The sequence below is a fragment of the Thermosynechococcus sp. FA-CM-4201 genome (assembly GCF_054689355.1).
Genome location: NZ_CP079920.1, coordinates 146,680 through 162,858, shown reverse-complemented (window position 1 = coordinate 162,858; position 16,179 = coordinate 146,680). Strand labels below are relative to the sequence as shown.

Here is a 16,179-nt window from a genome sequence, read left to right as displayed (position 1 = left end):
AGGAAGGGCGGCGATACTCTAGACTTTGCGGGAGTAGTACTCAACCACGAGGAGTTCATTGACTTGGAGAGCCACCCATTGCCGTTCGACAATACCGGTCACTCTGCCGGTGAGGGTGCTTTTATCCAGTTCCAAGTGGCTGGGAAGATTGGCAAGACCGGGATTTTGCAGGTTGGTTTCCACCAAGCGGCGCGATCGCTCGTTATCGCGGACGGTAATCACATCCCCCGGCCGGCACTGATAGCTGGGAATAGACACACTGCGACCATTGACCAGAATATGGCCGTGATTTACCAGTTGGCGGGCTGCTGGAATCGTTGGCGCCATGCCAAGGCGGAAAACAGTGTTATCCAGCCGCATTTCCAACAACTGTAGAAGGGTTTGCCCCGTGGAACCACTCACGCGACGGGCTTTGCGCACATAGCGCACGAGTTGCCGCTCCGAGACCCCGTAGTTGAAGCGCAGTTTTTGCTTCTCGTCAAGGCGCAGGGCGTATTCCGAACGCTTTTTGCGGGCTTGGCCGTGTTGACCGGGGGGATAGCTCCGCTTGGGAGCTTTGCGGGTGAGACCAGCCAGTTCACCCAGACGACGGACAATTCTCAAACGAGGGCCACGATATCGAGCCATGCAACTATACCCAACCTACAGTGATGATGGTGTCCAACCAAAAATGTGCAAAAAATACACTGATCTGCCGAGGGCAACTTAATCAGCTTGCCTAGTATATCAAGGGCATGGGGGCGATCGCAACCCTAGGATGAGGATTTCGGGGCAGCCTCACTGCTTGCCTGCAAGGCTTTGAGATCGAGCAAACTAACGATCGTCCCCGTAATGGGAATGGCAAGGAAAATACCGACAATACCTGCAACCGTTGCCCCCACCAAAAGGGAAAAAAATAAAACCACTGGATTCAGGTTGACGGAGTTGCGCATCACACGGGGCATGAGGATATTTTCCTCCACCTGTTGCAGCAGAATACAGCTAATCAGCACTTGTACACTCAGGGCAATACTCTTGGGCAGCAGGATCAAGCAGATGAGGGAAATGCCCATCGTTGAGCCAATCCCTGGAATGAGATCCAAGCCCCCGGCGATCGCCCCAAGGGCAAGGGCATAGGGGGCACGTAACACCAGCAAGACAAGGAATGTGGCGGTACCAAAGAAGAGAGACAGAAGCAAACGGCCACTAAAGAAGCCCAAAAAGTTCCGCTCTAAGGCTTGGGGCACGCGATCGCGCCATGGGTCGGGCAAAAAACTCAGTAGATACTGCCATAGCCGTTCCCCCTCCAGCAGCATAAAGAAGGTAATCACAGCAACAATAATGCCGCCTAGGAAGAGGGCAAAGATGGACTGAAGCTTACCAAAGCCAAACTGAATCCCCGCAAGGGCAAAGTTGCGTAATTCTGACTCCAGTTGCTGAAAATTGATGTCTAGATTCCATCGCGCTAGAAACTGCTGCATCCTCTCAAGGGAGTCAATCCACAGATCAATTTGGCTGGGCAAATTGGTGATTAAGTCCTGCAACTGGCCAATGATCGCCAACCCAAGGGTAATCCCCAAGCCGATCAACAGTGCCAATGTCCCGAGAAACACAATGGTCACTGCCAAACCATGGGGCAAGTAACGCTTGAGCCAGCCCACGGGATAGTTGAGTAAAAACGCCAGAATGGCCGAAAAAAGAAAGATCAGTAAGACGTAGGCAAAGTAGTGCAAAAGTTGTACGCCAATCCAGCCAAGAGCAAAGAGCAGCAGCAGGCGCAACAGGCGGCGGTTTTCGAGGCGATCGAGCCAATTGAACATAGATTGATGATCGGATGCCCTCAACGCCTTGACTATAGCTCATAGGCTGAGTTTTCCAGCTTATTTACATTACTTTACAAAGCGTCTGACCCTTTGGGATCATGGGAAGGGGTTTCAATCGTACGGAGTAGATCGGCGTGGATCAGCACAGTTGGCAAACCAGTTCGCAGTGGATCATGGTGGGGCTATTGCTCTTGTTTGCGATCGCCCACAGTGGATTGGCGAGCTTACGTCCTTGGGCAGAAAAGCGTGTGGGTGCCCGCCTTTATCGCATTTTTTTCGCCCTAGTGAGTCTGCCCTTAGCGACAATCTTGATTCTCTACTTTTTGGCCCATCGCTACGACGGCGTGCAACTGTGGCAACTCCAAGGAGTACCGGGGATGGGTGCGCTCGTGTGGGGGCTATCGGCGATCTCGTTTCTCTTTCTTTATCCGGCCACATTTAACTTGCTAGAGATTGCCGCTGTACAAAAGCCAGAAGTGCACCTCTACGAAACGGGCATTATTCGCATTACCCGCCACCCGCAGTTATGGGGGCAGGTGATCTGGTGTGTGGCGCATACGCTGTGGTTGGGCACGTCCTTTACACTGCTGACCTCCCTGGGTCTAATTGCCCATCACTGCTTTGGGGTTTGGCATGGCGATCGCCGCTGGTACGCACGGCATGGAGAAGCGTTTACTGCTCTGAAAGCCCGCACCTCAATCATTCCCTTCAAAGCCATTTGGCAGGGCAAGCAACAACTGGTGTGGCAAGAATTTTTGCGCCCCGCCTATGGGGGAGTGGCCATCTTTGTCGCCTTGCTGTGGTGGCTGCATCCCTACTTTTACCGTGTCACGCCGCAAATTTTGCCCTTTTAGCGTCTCCACTGGAAATTGCGCATAATTAAGTTAGAACTATCCCGTTTCAGGCAACTTTTTTCCACCAGTGTCCTCCCTCTCCCCCCTTTCTGCTGCTGAATCTCGCCTCACTCGTCTTTTCAATCAATTGCAACCGCCCCCGGAAACCGTCGTACTAGTCTTGGCAGTACTCATTGGCGGCAGTGCGGGGCTAAGTGTGCTGCTGTTTCGTTACCTGATTGAGACCATTCATCACATGGCCCTTGAAGACTTGATGGGGCTGATGGGTCGATGGGGCGCTTGGACACTGGCCTGTGTTCCCGCTCTGGGGGGCTTGCTGGTGGGGATCATCCGCTGGTTTGTCCAAGAGTTTAGTCCCAACCTGATGTCATTGATGGGTGCTGTAGAAGCGGGCAAGGAAATTCCCTTCATTCGCCCCATTGCCAAAACCCTTGCGGCGGCGATTTCCCTTGGTACAGGTGCGTCTCTTGGTCCAGAAGGGCCCAGTGTGGAAGTGGGCGCCAACATCGGCATTCTCTTGGGTCAAGCGCTGAAAGTTTCCCGAGAACGGCAAAAGTTGCTCCTCGGTGCAGGGGCGGCGGCAGGTTTGGCAGCAGGCTTCAATGCCCCGATCGCTGGCGTGTTCTTTGCCCTAGAGGTGGTATTGGGCACCACGTTTGAAACAACGGCTGTGAGTGTGGTGCTTTTGGCCGCTGTGATTTCTGCCCTGATTACCCAAATTGGCTTGGGGTCACAACCCGCGTTTGATTTGCCCACCTATGAGGTGCGCAGTTCCCTTGAGTTGCCCTTGTATTTGGGCTTGGGACTGTTGGCCTACGGCGTTGCCATTGTCTATACCCAGTTACTTCAGTGGCTCCCCCAAGTCTTTCAGGGGAAGATTCCACCCATGCAGTTTTTAGGTCGTATTCCCCTCGCGCTGCGTCCTCTGGTGGGTGGCCTCTGCGTTGGCCTTGTTGCCCTGTATTTGCCGCAAGTGCTGGGCATTGGCTATGAAACGGTGGAAGCGATTCTCAGGGATGTGAATTTTTCCCTCGGCTTGCTGTTGATACTGCTACTGACCAAGATGGTCTTGACAGCAGTGAGTTTAGGCAGTGGTCTAGTGGGGGGCATCTTTGCACCGGCACTCTTTTTGGGAGCTTCCCTTGGTGCCGCTTATGGTCAAGTGTTGCCCATCCTGCTACCGATGTTTGCCAACAGTATTGCTGCTCCTGCCGCCTACGCCACCGTGGGAATGGCCGCCGTCCTTGCCGCTAGCGTCAATGCCCCCTTAACCGCTATTTTGCTGCTCTTTGAAATGACGCGGGACTATCGCATTATTTTGCCTCTGATGGCAGCGGTGGGCTTGAGTGTCTGGCTAGTGAATAGTTTGAGTGTGCAAAAACGGGGCGAGCTGTCCGCATTGGCACCCAGCGCTCAGATCCAGAAGGAGGAGCAGGAGGAAAGTTCCCCCAATCTTTCTGTGGCCGAAGCCATGCAATCGGAGGTGCTGTTTCTTAGCGAAGCGATGCCTGTGGTCGAAGCTGGCTTACAACTGATTGAAAAAAAAGCCTACTGTGCCTTTGTGACTGATAGTCAGCAGGACTTGATGGGGTTGGTCACCCTTGGGGATATTAATCGGGTGCTGACCCGTTGGGAAGCGGATCAGGAAACAACCGCCTATCAAACGCAAACGGTGGGGAGTGTCTGTACGCGCGACCTGTTACTGGCCTATGGGGATGAACCGCTGAAGGACGCCCTCGATCGCATGGCAGCGCGGGATTTAAGGCAGTTGCCCGTGGTTGATCGCCAGAACCCGCAACGGGTGTTAGGCCTACTCACCAGAGAGAATATCCGCCTTGCCTATTCTCTGGATCAAACGCGACGTAAGCTCTTGCCCTATTTAGAGCGGGCGATGCTGTCGCTGCCCCTAGAACCTGAACCTGTTTCTTCAGATCTAGTGGAGACTTCCCCCTAACTGGGAGCGCAGGTGAATAACCTCACCAATGACAATCAAGGCAGGCGTTTGAATCTGTGCCTCGTCATAGGTGGCGATCGCTCGCTCTAGGGTTGTCACCACCACCCGTTGTTGCGGTGTTGTCCCCGATTCAATAAAGGCCAAGGGCGTCTGGGGCGATCGCCCCCCTGCCAGCAGTTGCGGCACAATTTCCCCCAGATGGTGGAGTCCCATGTAAATCACAATTGTATCCACTGCCGTAGCCAGAGCCGACCAATTCACACGCGGTTGATAGCGGCCAGCAGCCTCATGACCCGTGACAAAGACCACCGAAGAACTAAAATCCCGATGGGTGAGGGGAATGTGCGCATAGGCAGGCGCCGCCACCCCACTGGTGACTCCCGGCACCACTTCGACAGTAATGCCAGCCTCGACAAGGGCAAGACACTCTTCACCCCCTCGGCCAAAGACAAAGGGATCACCCCCCTTAAGGCGCACAATCACCGCATGGCGCTGTGCCAACTCAATCAACAGGCGGCAAATCTCGGCTTGGGAGAGGGTATGGTTGCCCCGCCGCTTGCCCACATGAATTTTTTCCGCTTCGGGGTTGATCAAGTTAAGAATTTCGGGGCTAATCAGCGCATCGTAGAGCACCACATCCGCCCACTCCAGTAACGTCTTGGCACGCACCGTCAGTAGCCCCACATCCCCAGGGCCTGCACCCACTAAATATACTTTGCCAATTAATTGCGGTGAATTCATGCCTTAACCCTTTGCGTGAAATTCCTTATCTACCAATGGGATTCAGAAATGTTCAATCCACAGTCACCAGTTCTGCCGGTAGCGCTTCCCACCCTTGTCCCTTGCGTACCAGTAGCGGGGGTTCAACGGTGAGATCAAGGATACTCGACATTTGCTGTCCGGGGGGTTCGCCGGTATCAATAATTAAATCCACCCGTTTGTCAAAGGCATCGAAGAGATCTGCGGTATTCACATAATAGGTCTCGTCGTCGGGCAGTCGTGCTGAGGTGGAAATAATCGGATTCCCCAAGGCGGTCAAGAGCGCTTGGCTCACAACGTGGTCAGGTACGCGAATCCCTGTGGTTTTGCGTTTGGGATTTTGGACAAGGCGGGGCACCAGTTTAGTAGCCGGCAGCAAAAAGGTATAAGGCCCCGGAATCAGCCGACGCATGAGGCGATAAGCGGCATCGCTGACATAGGCATACTGGGCAATGTTGGAAAGGGAAGAGCACAAAAAAGTGACAGGTTTATCGTTCGAGAGTTGCTTGAGTTGGCGTACCCGTTGCACCGCCCCTTTGTGGTTCATGTCGCAGCCAATGGCATAGACCGTATCCGTGGGGTAGAGCATGACTGCCCCTTCTTTGAGAGCCTCAACAATTTGGGCGATCGTGCGGGGCTGGGGGTTAACCGGATGAAGCTCAAAAATCGCTGCCATTCAAAAATTTACAAGGGCACTGCCGCTATAACGTAGTTTTAGTTTAACGGCAATAGCAGGGGCAAATGCACCTCATCTAATGTTTTGAGCTAAGTGTCCGTTTCGGGGAGCCAATTTTGGGTCAAAACCATCTCTAGGGGATAAGGGCAGGTTTCAGGAAAGGTGCTCAGCGGTAAACCCGTTTGCTCTGCTGCTTGGCGGCGAGCGCGCTCATAACTTGTGGCAAGTTGGCTGGCTGGATAATGCCGCAAGCTCGGACTATCAGCTATGGTCAGCTCAATTTGAGTGCGGGCATCCGTGATCGAATCCAACCAACTATCGGAGCGGCGCTGGGGTTGATATTGCCACTTTAAGAGGTGTAGCAGCAGACGAGTTAACTGGCTATTGATGGCGCGCCGTTCACTTTTGCCCAAGTCCTCTACCTCAGCAATGAGATGGGGCAGATCCAGCTCTTGCCATCGTCCTTCTCGCAATAATGCCACTGTTTCTGCAATCCATGCACTGTAATCTTGGTCGTATTGCTGCTTCATTTTTGCTAGAGAAGGCGTGCCAGCATTATTCTTAGATTCAATTTTCAGAATAGCGGAACTCCAAGACAGTACTCGCGGTCTTTAGCTCTAGCACTGTGTGGAATGCAGTACACTGAATTGGGTTAGTGGATGGTTCTCGATGAAAAACTCCTTGCGCTATCTCCTGTTTGGCTTGGGTGTGGGGCTGGCGATCGCCCTTGTGCCCCGTTTACCTGTTTTGCAATCTCCCGATAGGGTCATGGCGCAGGGAACTAGTCAGACCATTTCCCCCCAAGGGCTGGCAAACCACCTGAAGAAAATCAATGCCAAGATGTACGGTGCCTACTGGTGTCCCGCCTGCATGAAGCAAAAAGAACTCTTTGGCAGCGCCTTCAAAAGCATCAACTATATTGAGTGCGATGCGCGCGGTACCAATGGCCAACCAGAACTGTGCAAACAGGCCAATATCCGTGCCTATCCCACATGGGAAATCAACGGTAAACGCTATGAGGGGGTCTATCCCCTAGAGGGTCTGGCTCAGCTTTCGGGGTATCAGGGGCGCTAATGCTCGCGAACCCTAAAAACGCTTTCGAGGAGAGAATTCGGCACCAACTTTTGTAGTCAGTTGCCAATTGATTGTCTTGTTGCGTATCATCAAAAAGTAGTAGGGCGTTTGCGCTAGTCAGTGATCAAAGGTACCTAGGTCATTCTTGTGATTAGGATCACGAAAAAAACGTGGTTGCGATCACAAGTTAACGATATGTTGCCTTTTATGATGCAGGTATGTTAGAACCTCTCAGTTGTGCCCCCGAATTCCAGCACTGTCGGTAGCAGCGTGGCTTAGGAGCGCATTCCCCCCTATGAATACTTGGATGAAGGCAAACGACTACCAACTGATTTACGACCACTTGCTGGAATGTGTGCAGCATGAGAGTCCGCAGCAAGTCATTGAGCGGTTTCGTGCCCTTTTCCTCATGGGCTATACCTATCCCGATCGCCAGATTCAAGAGGCAATGGATCGCATTGTGACGGGGGCGCGGGTGGCGGACAATTTTCGTCCCTTTATGAACCGCTGCTGCCATATTTTGATTAACCGCTGGCAGTCGCGTCCATTGCTCCAAGGGGCAGTTCCCGAATTTCTGGCCATGCTGCAAACACCTGTGGCGATGCCGGCGGGGGGTCTGAGCCGGGCACCAATTGTGCGCAAGCTGCGGCTGCTCCTCAAGGATTATTTAGAGAGCGAGGCTTTTCAGAAGCTCCAGCGCATGGTGCAATTTCTGCAAGAAGATGCCCAAGACGTTTCACAAATTAAGCAAAATAGCGATCGCCCCCTGGCAACCTTGATTCGCCGCTACCCTTACCTCTACAACCACTGCCTAGTGGGCGATGATACGACACCCGAAGATCTGCGCTACATTCAAGACTTTCAGCAAAAGGCCACTCAGCAGTTTGAAATGAACCTGAGTCAATACCTCACGAGTGAGTTTCGCCGTGCTCAGGGGCATAACAATATCCCACTGGTGAAAAATCCCACCTTGCTCTCTGCTGAGGAAGTCAGAACCTCGATTCAACACTTTGTCGGTAAGGTGGATGGCCGCCACACCTATCGCGACTTGGCCAGTCAATTTCAGCAGCGGCTGCAACGCCTGAAATCCACCCACGACTTTCGGGATGCCTTCTTCCACTACTTGACGGACACCACAGCGGATGTGGGACGGGGTCGCTTTCGCCAGCGCTTTTACCAGTATTTGGAAACGCTGCCCCTCTTTCAGCAGCCACAACCTCTGAATGAATTTACGATTGTCCGCACCTGTAGCCAGACCCTCAACTACTTAGTGGTGGATAGTGCCCAAAATCCTAACCATTTGGTTTTTGTTGACTTGCTCAATAACATCGGCACAGCGGCAACGATTGGCCTATTGCTCAAGGTTGTGCTCCTCAGTAAGAAAGTAAAACCCTATCTCGAAAAACGCTTTGCGATCCTGTTTAACCACTATCAATCCTTTAGTCGCGGCAAGGTGCGCTGGCTAGTGAATTGTCTAGAGCATTTTAATATTGCCAATGTCACCCACTTTGGTAAGTTGGACTTTTCCTTCTTTGCCCGTTGTTAGGTGACTCTATTCCAAGTCCTCAGCCAAGACCTTGGCGATCGCCACCTGAGATTGTTGACGAAATTGACTGACATCCACTCGTTTCAGAAGCAAGACAGCGGCCAGCATTCCCAGCATTGGCAGACAAAAGACAAAGCCATAGGCGAGGATCGGCACGCCAAACAGTTGACGCCCAATATCAAGGGCCGTGCCGCCGACAACAGTCGCTGATCCCCGGGCAATGGCCTGCGCTAAGCCCCAAGCACCAATAAATGTCCCCGCCGTCTCCGCCGCCGTTAAGTCCAGCATGAGACTGAGGGCGCCGGTCGTTGTCACCCCAGCGGCAATGCCAAAGAGAAAGAGTTGCAACTGAAAGAGCCACACCTGCTGCGTCACGCCTGAGATGATCAGCAGCAAGAACATCAAGGCCACCCCCCAACAGCCATAGGTGGTGGTACGGATCTTGCCGAGGCGGGGCACAATCAAAAATCCCGTGAAACTGAGACCCACAAGGGTGCCCATGCCCCAGTAGGCATTCAAGCGAGTGGTTTCGGCGATCGTCATACCAAAAACTTCACCGCCAAAGGGTTCCAGAATCGGCTCCTGAATAAATAAACTCAAGGTCATCAGGACAAGGAAGAGAAAAAAGCGCCACGTTTGGGAGTTGGCCGTGAGAATTTTCAGGGCGCGACCAAGGGTAATGTTTTCCGGGTTGTCACAGGCACGACTGCGCACATGGTAGCGGGAATACTTGGCCTCAACCCCCCAAGTGCTGGCGATCGCCAGTGCAAAGACCACCGTCAAGACCACTAAAAAGAGGCGATTGACACTTTGTTGCAGGAGTTCAATCGGGGTATCTAGCTCCAACTGCCGCAGCAGCACACTACTGAGAATGGCACCGACAACAATGCCCACAGTCAACATGGACCAGACAATGCCCACCAATTTGCCCCGATCCTCTTCTTCGGAGACATCCACCAGCAGGGCAGCAAAGGGGGTGGAGCTACTACTGACACAAATGCCATAGGCGGCAAAGAGCAATCCCAATAGGCCAATCCACCCTTGGGTAACCAGACTCCAGCCCGCTTGATCTAAACTTTGCCCCACTTGCCAGATCACTTGAACAATGGCGTAGGTGACCAAGGTAAAGGCCAGAGCCCCACCCCAAACATACCCCGTGCGATGATAGCCGCCAATGGGATGGGCATCGGACAGTTGACCAAACCACACCCGCACTGGTGAGACAAATTGATGCATGGCGATCGTCAGGGTCACCAATGTGGCCGGCACCGCCAATTCCTTGATCAGGATGCGGTTGAGCACCCCCAACACCAGAATCGACATCATGCCCAGTCCCATCTGAAAGAGACCTAAGCGAAACATGACCCACAGGGGCAGAGGGGGGGGTGCAGCGGCAGAACGAGTGGCCATACCTCACTCAACTCACATCACTGATAGAGGATGATAAATGATTTTCAGGACAAATTTAGATTGCCATCAAGAAGGAAATCGTCAATGATACAACTAGGGCAATCAGTGTCAAAAAGAGCGATCGCTTCAAAGATTCCGTATAAGCAGACATGGGTTGCATCACCTCATCAGTAGGATGTTGTGGGCGGTGTCCAATCGATGGGAAAAGGGCTGTATTGTGTTAAGTTGTAGTCTTTTATTGTACTGCCTTTTTCTGGGGGTCAAAACCGTACCGGTCAGGCATCCATCACATGAGGACGTATCAGATCAATGGGGATAAACCTACGCTCACCATTATTCATTGTTTTGCTCACAATTGTCATCGACCGTTTGGGTGAGAGTCTCATTTTCCCCATTTTGCCTTTCCTCGTGGAGCGATTTAACTTTGATGCGTTGAGCCTGACGCTGTTATTTTCTGCCTTTGCTGCTGCTCAATTTATTGCTGCTCCCCTCTTGGGTGCCCTCTCGGATCACTGGGGACGCCGGCCGGTGTTGCTGATTTGCATTGCCGGCACTGCTCTGTCCTACATTCTCTTTGCTGTGGCGACGGTCCCTTGGCTGCTCTTTGTGTCGCGCATTATTGATGGTCTCACGGGGGGCGTGGTTTCAACGGCTCAGGCCTATATTGCCGACACCTCTGCCCCGGCAGATCGGGCTAAGAACTTTGGTTTAACGGGGGCAGCTTTTGGCATTGGCTTCATTTTTGGGCCGGCCATTGGTGGCAGTCTAGCAGCCATTGATCTCAAGTTGCCGATTTGGTTTGCCGCTGTTTTGGCACTGGTCAATGTGGTGTTGGCCTATTTCATCTTGCCGGAGTCATTGCCCGTAGCCCAGCGATCGCCCCTGACCCTCAAGAGCTTTGCCTTGCAGCAGCAGTGGTTGGAGCTATTTAATCAACGCACTCTCCAAGCCTTACTCATGGCCTTTTTTATCTTCAACTTTGCCTTTGCGGGCTTTACCAGTATCTTCGTCCTCTTCTTGAAGCGGCAATTGAGTTGGGGACCTGCCCAAGCGGGGATCATTTTTGTGATTATTGGCGTGGTGAGTACGATTGTGCAGGCGGGCTTGATTCGCTCGTTGATTCCTCGCTTTGGTGAGCAGCGCTTGAGCTTGGGGGGATTGCTATTGGTGGCCTTGGCCTTGTTGGGGATTGCCGCTGTTCCCAGTGGGGGCAGTTTCAGCGTGCCACTCCTCTATGGCTGTGTTGTGGGTTTAGCCTTTGGGGTGGGGATCATGTTGCCTTCCCTGCGGGGGGTGATCTCCAATCGGGTGCGGGATCAGGATCAGGGGAAAATTATTGGCGCTAGCCAATCGCTCCAAAGTGTGGCGGGGATTGCTGGCCCGGCATGGGCAGGGTGGGTCTTCGATCGCTGGGGTGGGGTGGCGCCCGCTTGGCAAAGCAGTGTGATGATGGCGATCGCCCTTGGCTTTTTGGCACTGGGATTGGGCAAGCCCAAGGATGCGACCCCTAGCACTCTCTAAGCAAAATATGTCAAACTGCTAAGCAAAGACCTTCATTCCCCCATTCTTGCAACCTTTGACCCCTCTCGAAGCTCACCTATGATGCGGTTGTCTTTTCCCCAGCCTTCTCGACAGCCCCGTTGGCTCCATGCTTGGCGACGATCGCTCCGCTATCACTATTTGCGCCTGATGCGCTCCCACAGTAGCACTGAGAGTATTGCTCGTGGTCTCGGGGCAGGGGTCTTTGCTGGCATGCTCCCCCTCTTTGGGGGTCAGATGCTCATTGCCGTCAGTGTAGCGCTCCTCGTGCGGGGAAATAAGCCCTTGGCCGCCCTTGCCACTTGGGTGAGCAACCCCTTCACCTATGTCCCGCTGTTTTGGTTTAACTTTCAGGTGGGCTGGTGGCTGATGGGGCAACCTTCTCTATCGTTTGGTGAATGGCAATCTTGGGAAAAGCTCCTCGAACAGGGGGGGCAAATGGCAACGATTCTGATTTTTGGCAGTGTTTGGGTGGGCGTGATTGCCGGACTCCTCACCTACGCCCTGTGTTTGCGGCTATTACCCACCCTGCGGCAACGCTTTCGGCGGCGTTCTGCTATGGCTGCTGTAAATTTTCCAAACCGGCCACAACCTTAGCGGATTGCAGGCGATCGCCCTGTTGGATTGTGTCCACCACGTCCATACCATCGGTAACATAACCAAAGACGGCATAATTGCCATCCAGAAAATCCAGTTGATCGAGGGCAATGTAAAACTGGGCTGAGGCCGAATCGGGGAGTTGCGATCGCGCCATGGCCACTGCACCGCGCGTATGATTCAGGACGGGTGAGACTTTGCCGGCTTGGCTATAGGTGGGGGTGTCACTGCCCTGACCAAGAATTTCTAGGGGAATATAGCGGGGGCGATTGGTTGCGGGGTCAATAAATGAACCAGTGCCGTAGAGTTGCGGTGACACACTGGGGTCTTTGCTCTGGGGATCTCCCCCTTGAACCACAAAGGGTCGGGGTTCACGGACAACGCGGTGAAAAATCGTGCCATCATAGACCCCCCGCTGCACTAAATCCACAAAATTGCCAGCGGTAATCGGGGCAGCATCCCCCTTCACTTGAATCGTAATCGGGCGATCGTTGACCGTCAGTACGACCGTTGCATCGCCATTGAGTCGAGGTAAATTGGCCATAGGGGTTGGGCTTTGTGCTCCTGGAATTGAACTGGTGTCAGCCACTGAGGAGAGGGACCCGCAACTCACCAGCAGAAGCACACCGAGCACCATCACCAACCGTGGCAGAAATCGTGGCAGTATTGTGCCGAACTTCAGGGGTTTCATTGACAAGCCACTCCAAGCTAACCGTTCTATTATGCCGTGCTGTTGTGTCTTAATTGCTGCGGGGAAGGGGTTGCTGTGTCGGCTGTTGCCGCAATTGCACCAAGGGTTCATCGGGATTCACCAGATCAATAAAGACCATTTGGCGAGGATCCAAGTACTGGGGTAACTGCTTAAGGCTGGCTAGGGCACTGAGTTGTTTCTTAAATGTAGGACTATGCCACTGCACGACCCCAAGGTGAACCGGCGCGAGGGGAGTTTGGACAATTAGATTTTGTTCGTTGCGCCAATCTAAACCAGTAATCGGTAAATCCTGCTGCTGGAGAATCTGGTGAATTTGCTGCCACTGCTGCTGGCGATCGCCATCCACGGCCAATGTCTGCGGGCGTGGCGCATCCTTAACGGGTACAAAATACCCCTGCAACTGGAGTGTGGGCATTGGCTTCACGGCACTGGCTTGATAGCTACTCAGGGGGGCAACAAATCCGAGGCCATCCACCAACCAACGACTGGCAGGCCCTTGAAGCTGCCCCGTTGCACTCATTACCCAGCATTGATTGCAGGTGGCGACCGCGACAGGCTTGCGTTCTTGGACTTCGACAATCAGGGTCGGCGGAAAGAGTTGGCGGGCGATCGTCACCCGTTGCAGAGGCAGCGTTGTTTCTAGGGCATGAATGATCTCCTGTGGCCGCAAACGCAACAGTGACTCCGGATACTCAAGGGGCAATTGTGCCTGCAACGCTTCCGTCTTCAGCAGTTGATTGCCACGAATCACCACTTGCTCCGGGCGACGGATAACCCAGTCCGGCAGCGTCAGTCCCCAAACCAGCCCCCCTGTTAAGGTCAAGAGGACACTGGTACGCCAAAGCCCTGCCAGTTGGCGCCAGCGGCGTTTACTTTGCAATTGGCGGCGCCGTTCACGAATGGCATCATGAGTCGTTGTCCCCTGAGGGGTGGGATTTACCATGGCCACGGCCTCAGTCTTGAGGAAAATTGGAACTTATGATCCTGCACGGGCTGTCATTACTTGGTGATAAGATACGCGATGTTGATTGTCCGCTTGACTGCCTCTATCTTAGTAAAGGCTTCGCACCATGCCCCTGAATACATTTGCTCACTGGTCAAGATCATCGCTGCTCCTTGGGGTGTTACTACTGGGGGGACTCCCTCGGGCGGTGTTTGCTCAGAATCAATCTTCTAGCCCCAATGTCCAGATTGTGAATCCCACACCCCCACCCAGCTCTTCAATCTATACCCTTGAGGGGGGCAAGCGCTTGATGGATGAGGCTGCCGCCGCAGTCAATAGCCAAAATTATGCCGTCGCTGCTCGCAAGCTGCTGGAAGCCCGTACGGTGATGAACCAGCTCTCGAACTTTTACCAGTCCCTCAACTCTAGCTTTTTGGGCATTGATACTGCCGCTGCCGATAGCAACCGTCGCCGTGCCCTAGAAGCAGCACAACTGCGAGATCAAGCGACTTTTCAACTGGCTTTGGTCTATCGCGCCAATAACCAACCTGAGCTTGCCGTGCCCCTTTTGGTGGAAATTATCCGCAGTCAAAACCCCACCCGTGAACTGGGACAAAAGGCCTATCAGCAATTGCTAGAATTAGGTTTTGTGGATGTGCCCTTCCCGCGTACAGGGGCAATTCCTTCCGGAACGCCTGCGGCGAGTCCACCCCCAGCCACCTCTGCCAATCCCCAACCGCGTCAGTAACCCTGCATGAATGACTCTCTCCTCAGTAATGGCCACGTGCCTCTATTGCGCCAAGCCACGGTTGATCGCCAGACCAAAGAAACCAAGGTTCACGTTGAACTCACTTTAGATGGCAATGGTCTAGCGGACAATCACACGGGGATTCCCTTTCTCGATCACATGCTGGATCAGCTTTGCTCCCACGGCCTTGTCGATTTGCGGGTGCAGGCCAGCGGCGATACCCATATTGACGACCACCACACCAATGAGGATGTGGGCATTACCTTGGGGATGGCACTCGATCAAGCCTTGGGCGATCGCCGGGGGATTCATCGTTTTGGCCACTTTGTGGCACCCTTGGATGAAAGTTTGGTGGAAGTTGCCCTAGACTTCTCGGGGCGTCCCCACCTCAGCTATGGGTTGCAGATTCCGACACAGCGGGTGGGCACCTATGATACACAACTGGTGCGGGAGTTTTTCGTTGCCTTGGTGAACCATAGTCGCATGACGCTACATATCCGCCAATTGGATGGCATTAACTCCCACCACATTATTGAAGCGACATTCAAAGCCTTTGCCCGTGCCCTACGCATGGCGATCGCCATTGACCCGCGCCGCAGTCAGCAAATTCCCAGTTCTAAGGGTGTGATCCAAGCCTAGGCATGGACGTGCCCATCGGGCATAATTGCTCCCGTGAGGCGTGCCCCGGTCAGTTTAACCAAGAGACGATTGCCTTGGCTCATCTTTGCCCCCCGTAAATCGGCACCCCGCAGATCAGCCCCACTCAAGTCCGCACCAATGAGGTTGGCCTCTTGTAGGTCGGCATAGCTGAGATCCGCTTGCAGCAAATTGGCGCGAAAGAGATTGGCGTGGCGCAGGTTAGCACGGTGGAGAATCACGCGGTGCAAAAAGGCATCACTGAGATCGGCATAGCTAAGATTGGCATGGCTGAGGTTGCGCCCCTCAAAGTCCTTTTCACTCAAGTTAGCTCCCTGTAAATTGACCCCTGACATATCCTTGTGGGGCGGCGTCGTGCGCGGTGGCTCTGGGGGCGGTGGTGCTGCGGTACGTTGGCGTTGATAGGTGCCGTAGGTATGGTTGTGGTGTTGACTATAGGTGTGCTGCGTGGTTTGCTGCGGCTCACGGGGCGCATGATAGCTGCGATAGGTGTAGGGATTGGATTGATAGCGTGGGGGTGGGGGTGAGGAACGATAGGTTTGCCGCTGGCTAGCAGCCCGCTGGGAGGTTTGGCTGCCGTGTCGGGTAATATGCTGCCGCAGTTGATCCCGCGCTTCATTAAATTGCTTAATTTTTTCTTGTGCCTTCTCGATTAGCCGTGTGTTGTCCTTCGGGATGCGATCGGGATGCCAAATAAACACCAAATCCCGATAAGCTCGGTTCACTTCCTCGAGGGTTGCCCCCGGCTCCAACTCTAGTACCCGGTAGCAGGTGTCTAAATCGAGCATTTTCTGACGGCTTATCATGGATATTGATGATCTTAACCACGGGACTGCTCACCTAGGGTTGCGAAAGAATGCGTTAGTATGAACTTATGTAAAGACTTTTCACTTTTCCTAGCGGAGGAT

The 16,179-nt window shown here is 53.5% G+C and carries 17 protein-coding genes; 8 read left to right on the top strand and 9 right to left on the bottom strand.

Annotation, left to right across the window (positions count from 1 at the left end):
* Positions 1 to 18 precede the first annotated feature (18 nt).
* Together rpsD and KV190_RS00750 are read right to left on the bottom strand one after the other, a co-directional pair.
* Positions 19 to 627: a 30S ribosomal protein S4 gene (rpsD, locus tag KV190_RS00755; protein ID WP_181495092.1), complete on the bottom strand. Its 609-nt coding sequence runs from the start codon at positions 625 to 627 to the stop codon at positions 19 to 21.
* Positions 628 to 752: 125 nt separating this feature from the next.
* Positions 753 to 1,799 carry an AI-2E family transporter gene (locus KV190_RS00750; RefSeq protein WP_460194143.1) on the bottom strand — a complete coding sequence of 349 codons (1,047 nt, stop codon included), beginning with the start codon at positions 1,797 to 1,799 and terminating at the stop codon, positions 753 to 755.
* A gap of 176 nt (positions 1,800 to 1,975) precedes the next feature.
* On the opposite strand from KV190_RS00750, the gene KV190_RS00745 reads away from it, so the two are divergent.
* Positions 1,976 to 2,656, top strand: coding sequence for an NnrU family protein (locus tag KV190_RS00745; protein ID WP_460195190.1), 681 nt, complete (start codon positions 1,976 to 1,978; stop codon positions 2,654 to 2,656).
* A 67-nt stretch (positions 2,657 to 2,723) separates the two neighbouring features.
* Positions 2,724 to 4,610 (top strand): chloride channel protein, encoded by a 1,887-nt coding sequence (locus tag KV190_RS00740; RefSeq protein WP_460194142.1) that lies wholly within the window; start codon positions 2,724 to 2,726, stop codon positions 4,608 to 4,610.
* Here KV190_RS00740 and cobA read toward each other — a convergent pair.
* From cobA to KV190_RS00725, 3 genes are all read right to left on the bottom strand, one after another.
* On the bottom strand, positions 4,590 to 5,351 hold the full coding sequence (gene cobA, locus KV190_RS00735; protein WP_460194141.1) for a uroporphyrinogen-III C-methyltransferase: 762 nt from the start codon (positions 5,349 to 5,351) through the stop codon (positions 4,590 to 4,592). The two genes, KV190_RS00740 and cobA, sit on opposite strands and share 21 nt — an antisense overlap.
* 52 nt (positions 5,352 to 5,403) lie before the next feature.
* The gene (locus tag KV190_RS00730) at positions 5,404 to 6,045 is read right to left on the bottom strand and encodes an L-threonylcarbamoyladenylate synthase (RefSeq protein ID WP_460194140.1); all 642 of its coding nucleotides are present in this window, start codon (positions 6,043 to 6,045) and stop codon (positions 5,404 to 5,406) included.
* An 89-nt stretch (positions 6,046 to 6,134) separates the two neighbouring features.
* Complete coding sequence (locus KV190_RS00725; protein WP_460194139.1) at positions 6,135 to 6,575, bottom strand: DUF29 domain-containing protein; 441 nt, start codon at positions 6,573 to 6,575, stop codon at positions 6,135 to 6,137.
* 139 nt (positions 6,576 to 6,714) lie between these two features.
* Between KV190_RS00725 and KV190_RS00720 the strand changes: the two genes are divergently transcribed.
* Both KV190_RS00720 and KV190_RS00715 read left to right on the top strand, forming a co-directional pair.
* Positions 6,715 to 7,119 (top strand): hypothetical protein, encoded by a 405-nt coding sequence (locus tag KV190_RS00720; RefSeq protein WP_460194138.1) that lies wholly within the window; start codon positions 6,715 to 6,717, stop codon positions 7,117 to 7,119.
* 295 nt (positions 7,120 to 7,414) lie between these two features.
* Positions 7,415 to 8,665 carry a hypothetical protein gene (locus tag KV190_RS00715; protein ID WP_460194137.1) on the top strand — a complete coding sequence of 417 codons (1,251 nt, stop codon included), beginning with the start codon at positions 7,415 to 7,417 and terminating at the stop codon, positions 8,663 to 8,665.
* 6 nt (positions 8,666 to 8,671) lie between these two features.
* Here KV190_RS00715 and KV190_RS00710 read toward each other — a convergent pair whose 3' ends face one another.
* Positions 8,672 to 10,075: a BCD family MFS transporter gene (locus KV190_RS00710; protein ID WP_460194136.1), complete on the bottom strand. Its 1,404-nt coding sequence runs from the start codon at positions 10,073 to 10,075 to the stop codon at positions 8,672 to 8,674.
* 345 nt (positions 10,076 to 10,420) lie between these two features.
* Here KV190_RS00710 and KV190_RS00705 point away from each other — a divergent pair, with 345 nt between their 5' ends.
* Both KV190_RS00705 and KV190_RS00700 read left to right on the top strand, forming a co-directional pair.
* On the top strand, positions 10,421 to 11,596 hold the full coding sequence (locus KV190_RS00705; protein WP_460194135.1) for an MFS transporter: 1,176 nt from the start codon (positions 10,421 to 10,423) through the stop codon (positions 11,594 to 11,596).
* Between the two features lie 78 nt (positions 11,597 to 11,674).
* Positions 11,675 to 12,211, top strand: a complete 537-nt coding sequence (locus tag KV190_RS00700; protein WP_460194134.1) for a DUF2062 domain-containing protein — start codon at positions 11,675 to 11,677, stop codon at positions 12,209 to 12,211.
* Here KV190_RS00700 and KV190_RS00695 read toward each other — a convergent pair.
* Together KV190_RS00695 and KV190_RS00690 are read right to left on the bottom strand one after the other, a co-directional pair.
* Positions 12,171 to 12,902, bottom strand: coding sequence for a peptidylprolyl isomerase (locus KV190_RS00695; RefSeq protein WP_460194133.1), 732 nt, complete (start codon positions 12,900 to 12,902; stop codon positions 12,171 to 12,173). The genes KV190_RS00700 and KV190_RS00695 overlap by 41 nt on opposite strands.
* Positions 12,903 to 12,951: 49 nt before the next feature.
* Complete coding sequence (locus tag KV190_RS00690; RefSeq protein WP_460194132.1) at positions 12,952 to 13,866, bottom strand: cell division protein FtsQ/DivIB; 915 nt, start codon at positions 13,864 to 13,866, stop codon at positions 12,952 to 12,954.
* Positions 13,867 to 13,993: 127 nt separating this feature from the next.
* Between KV190_RS00690 and KV190_RS00685 the strand changes: the two genes are divergently transcribed.
* Positions 13,994 to 14,614 carry a hypothetical protein gene (locus tag KV190_RS00685; protein WP_460194130.1) on the top strand — a complete coding sequence of 207 codons (621 nt, stop codon included), beginning with the start codon at positions 13,994 to 13,996 and terminating at the stop codon, positions 14,612 to 14,614.
* A 6-nt stretch (positions 14,615 to 14,620) separates the two neighbouring features.
* Positions 14,621 to 15,253, top strand: coding sequence for an imidazoleglycerol-phosphate dehydratase HisB (gene hisB / locus KV190_RS00680; protein WP_460194129.1), 633 nt, complete (start codon positions 14,621 to 14,623; stop codon positions 15,251 to 15,253).
* Here hisB and KV190_RS00675 read toward each other — a convergent pair.
* Positions 15,250 to 16,059 carry a pentapeptide repeat-containing protein gene (locus KV190_RS00675; RefSeq protein WP_460194128.1) on the bottom strand — a complete coding sequence of 270 codons (810 nt, stop codon included), beginning with the start codon at positions 16,057 to 16,059 and terminating at the stop codon, positions 15,250 to 15,252. The two genes, hisB and KV190_RS00675, sit on opposite strands and share 4 nt — an antisense overlap.
* Positions 16,060 to 16,179 lie beyond the last annotated feature (120 nt).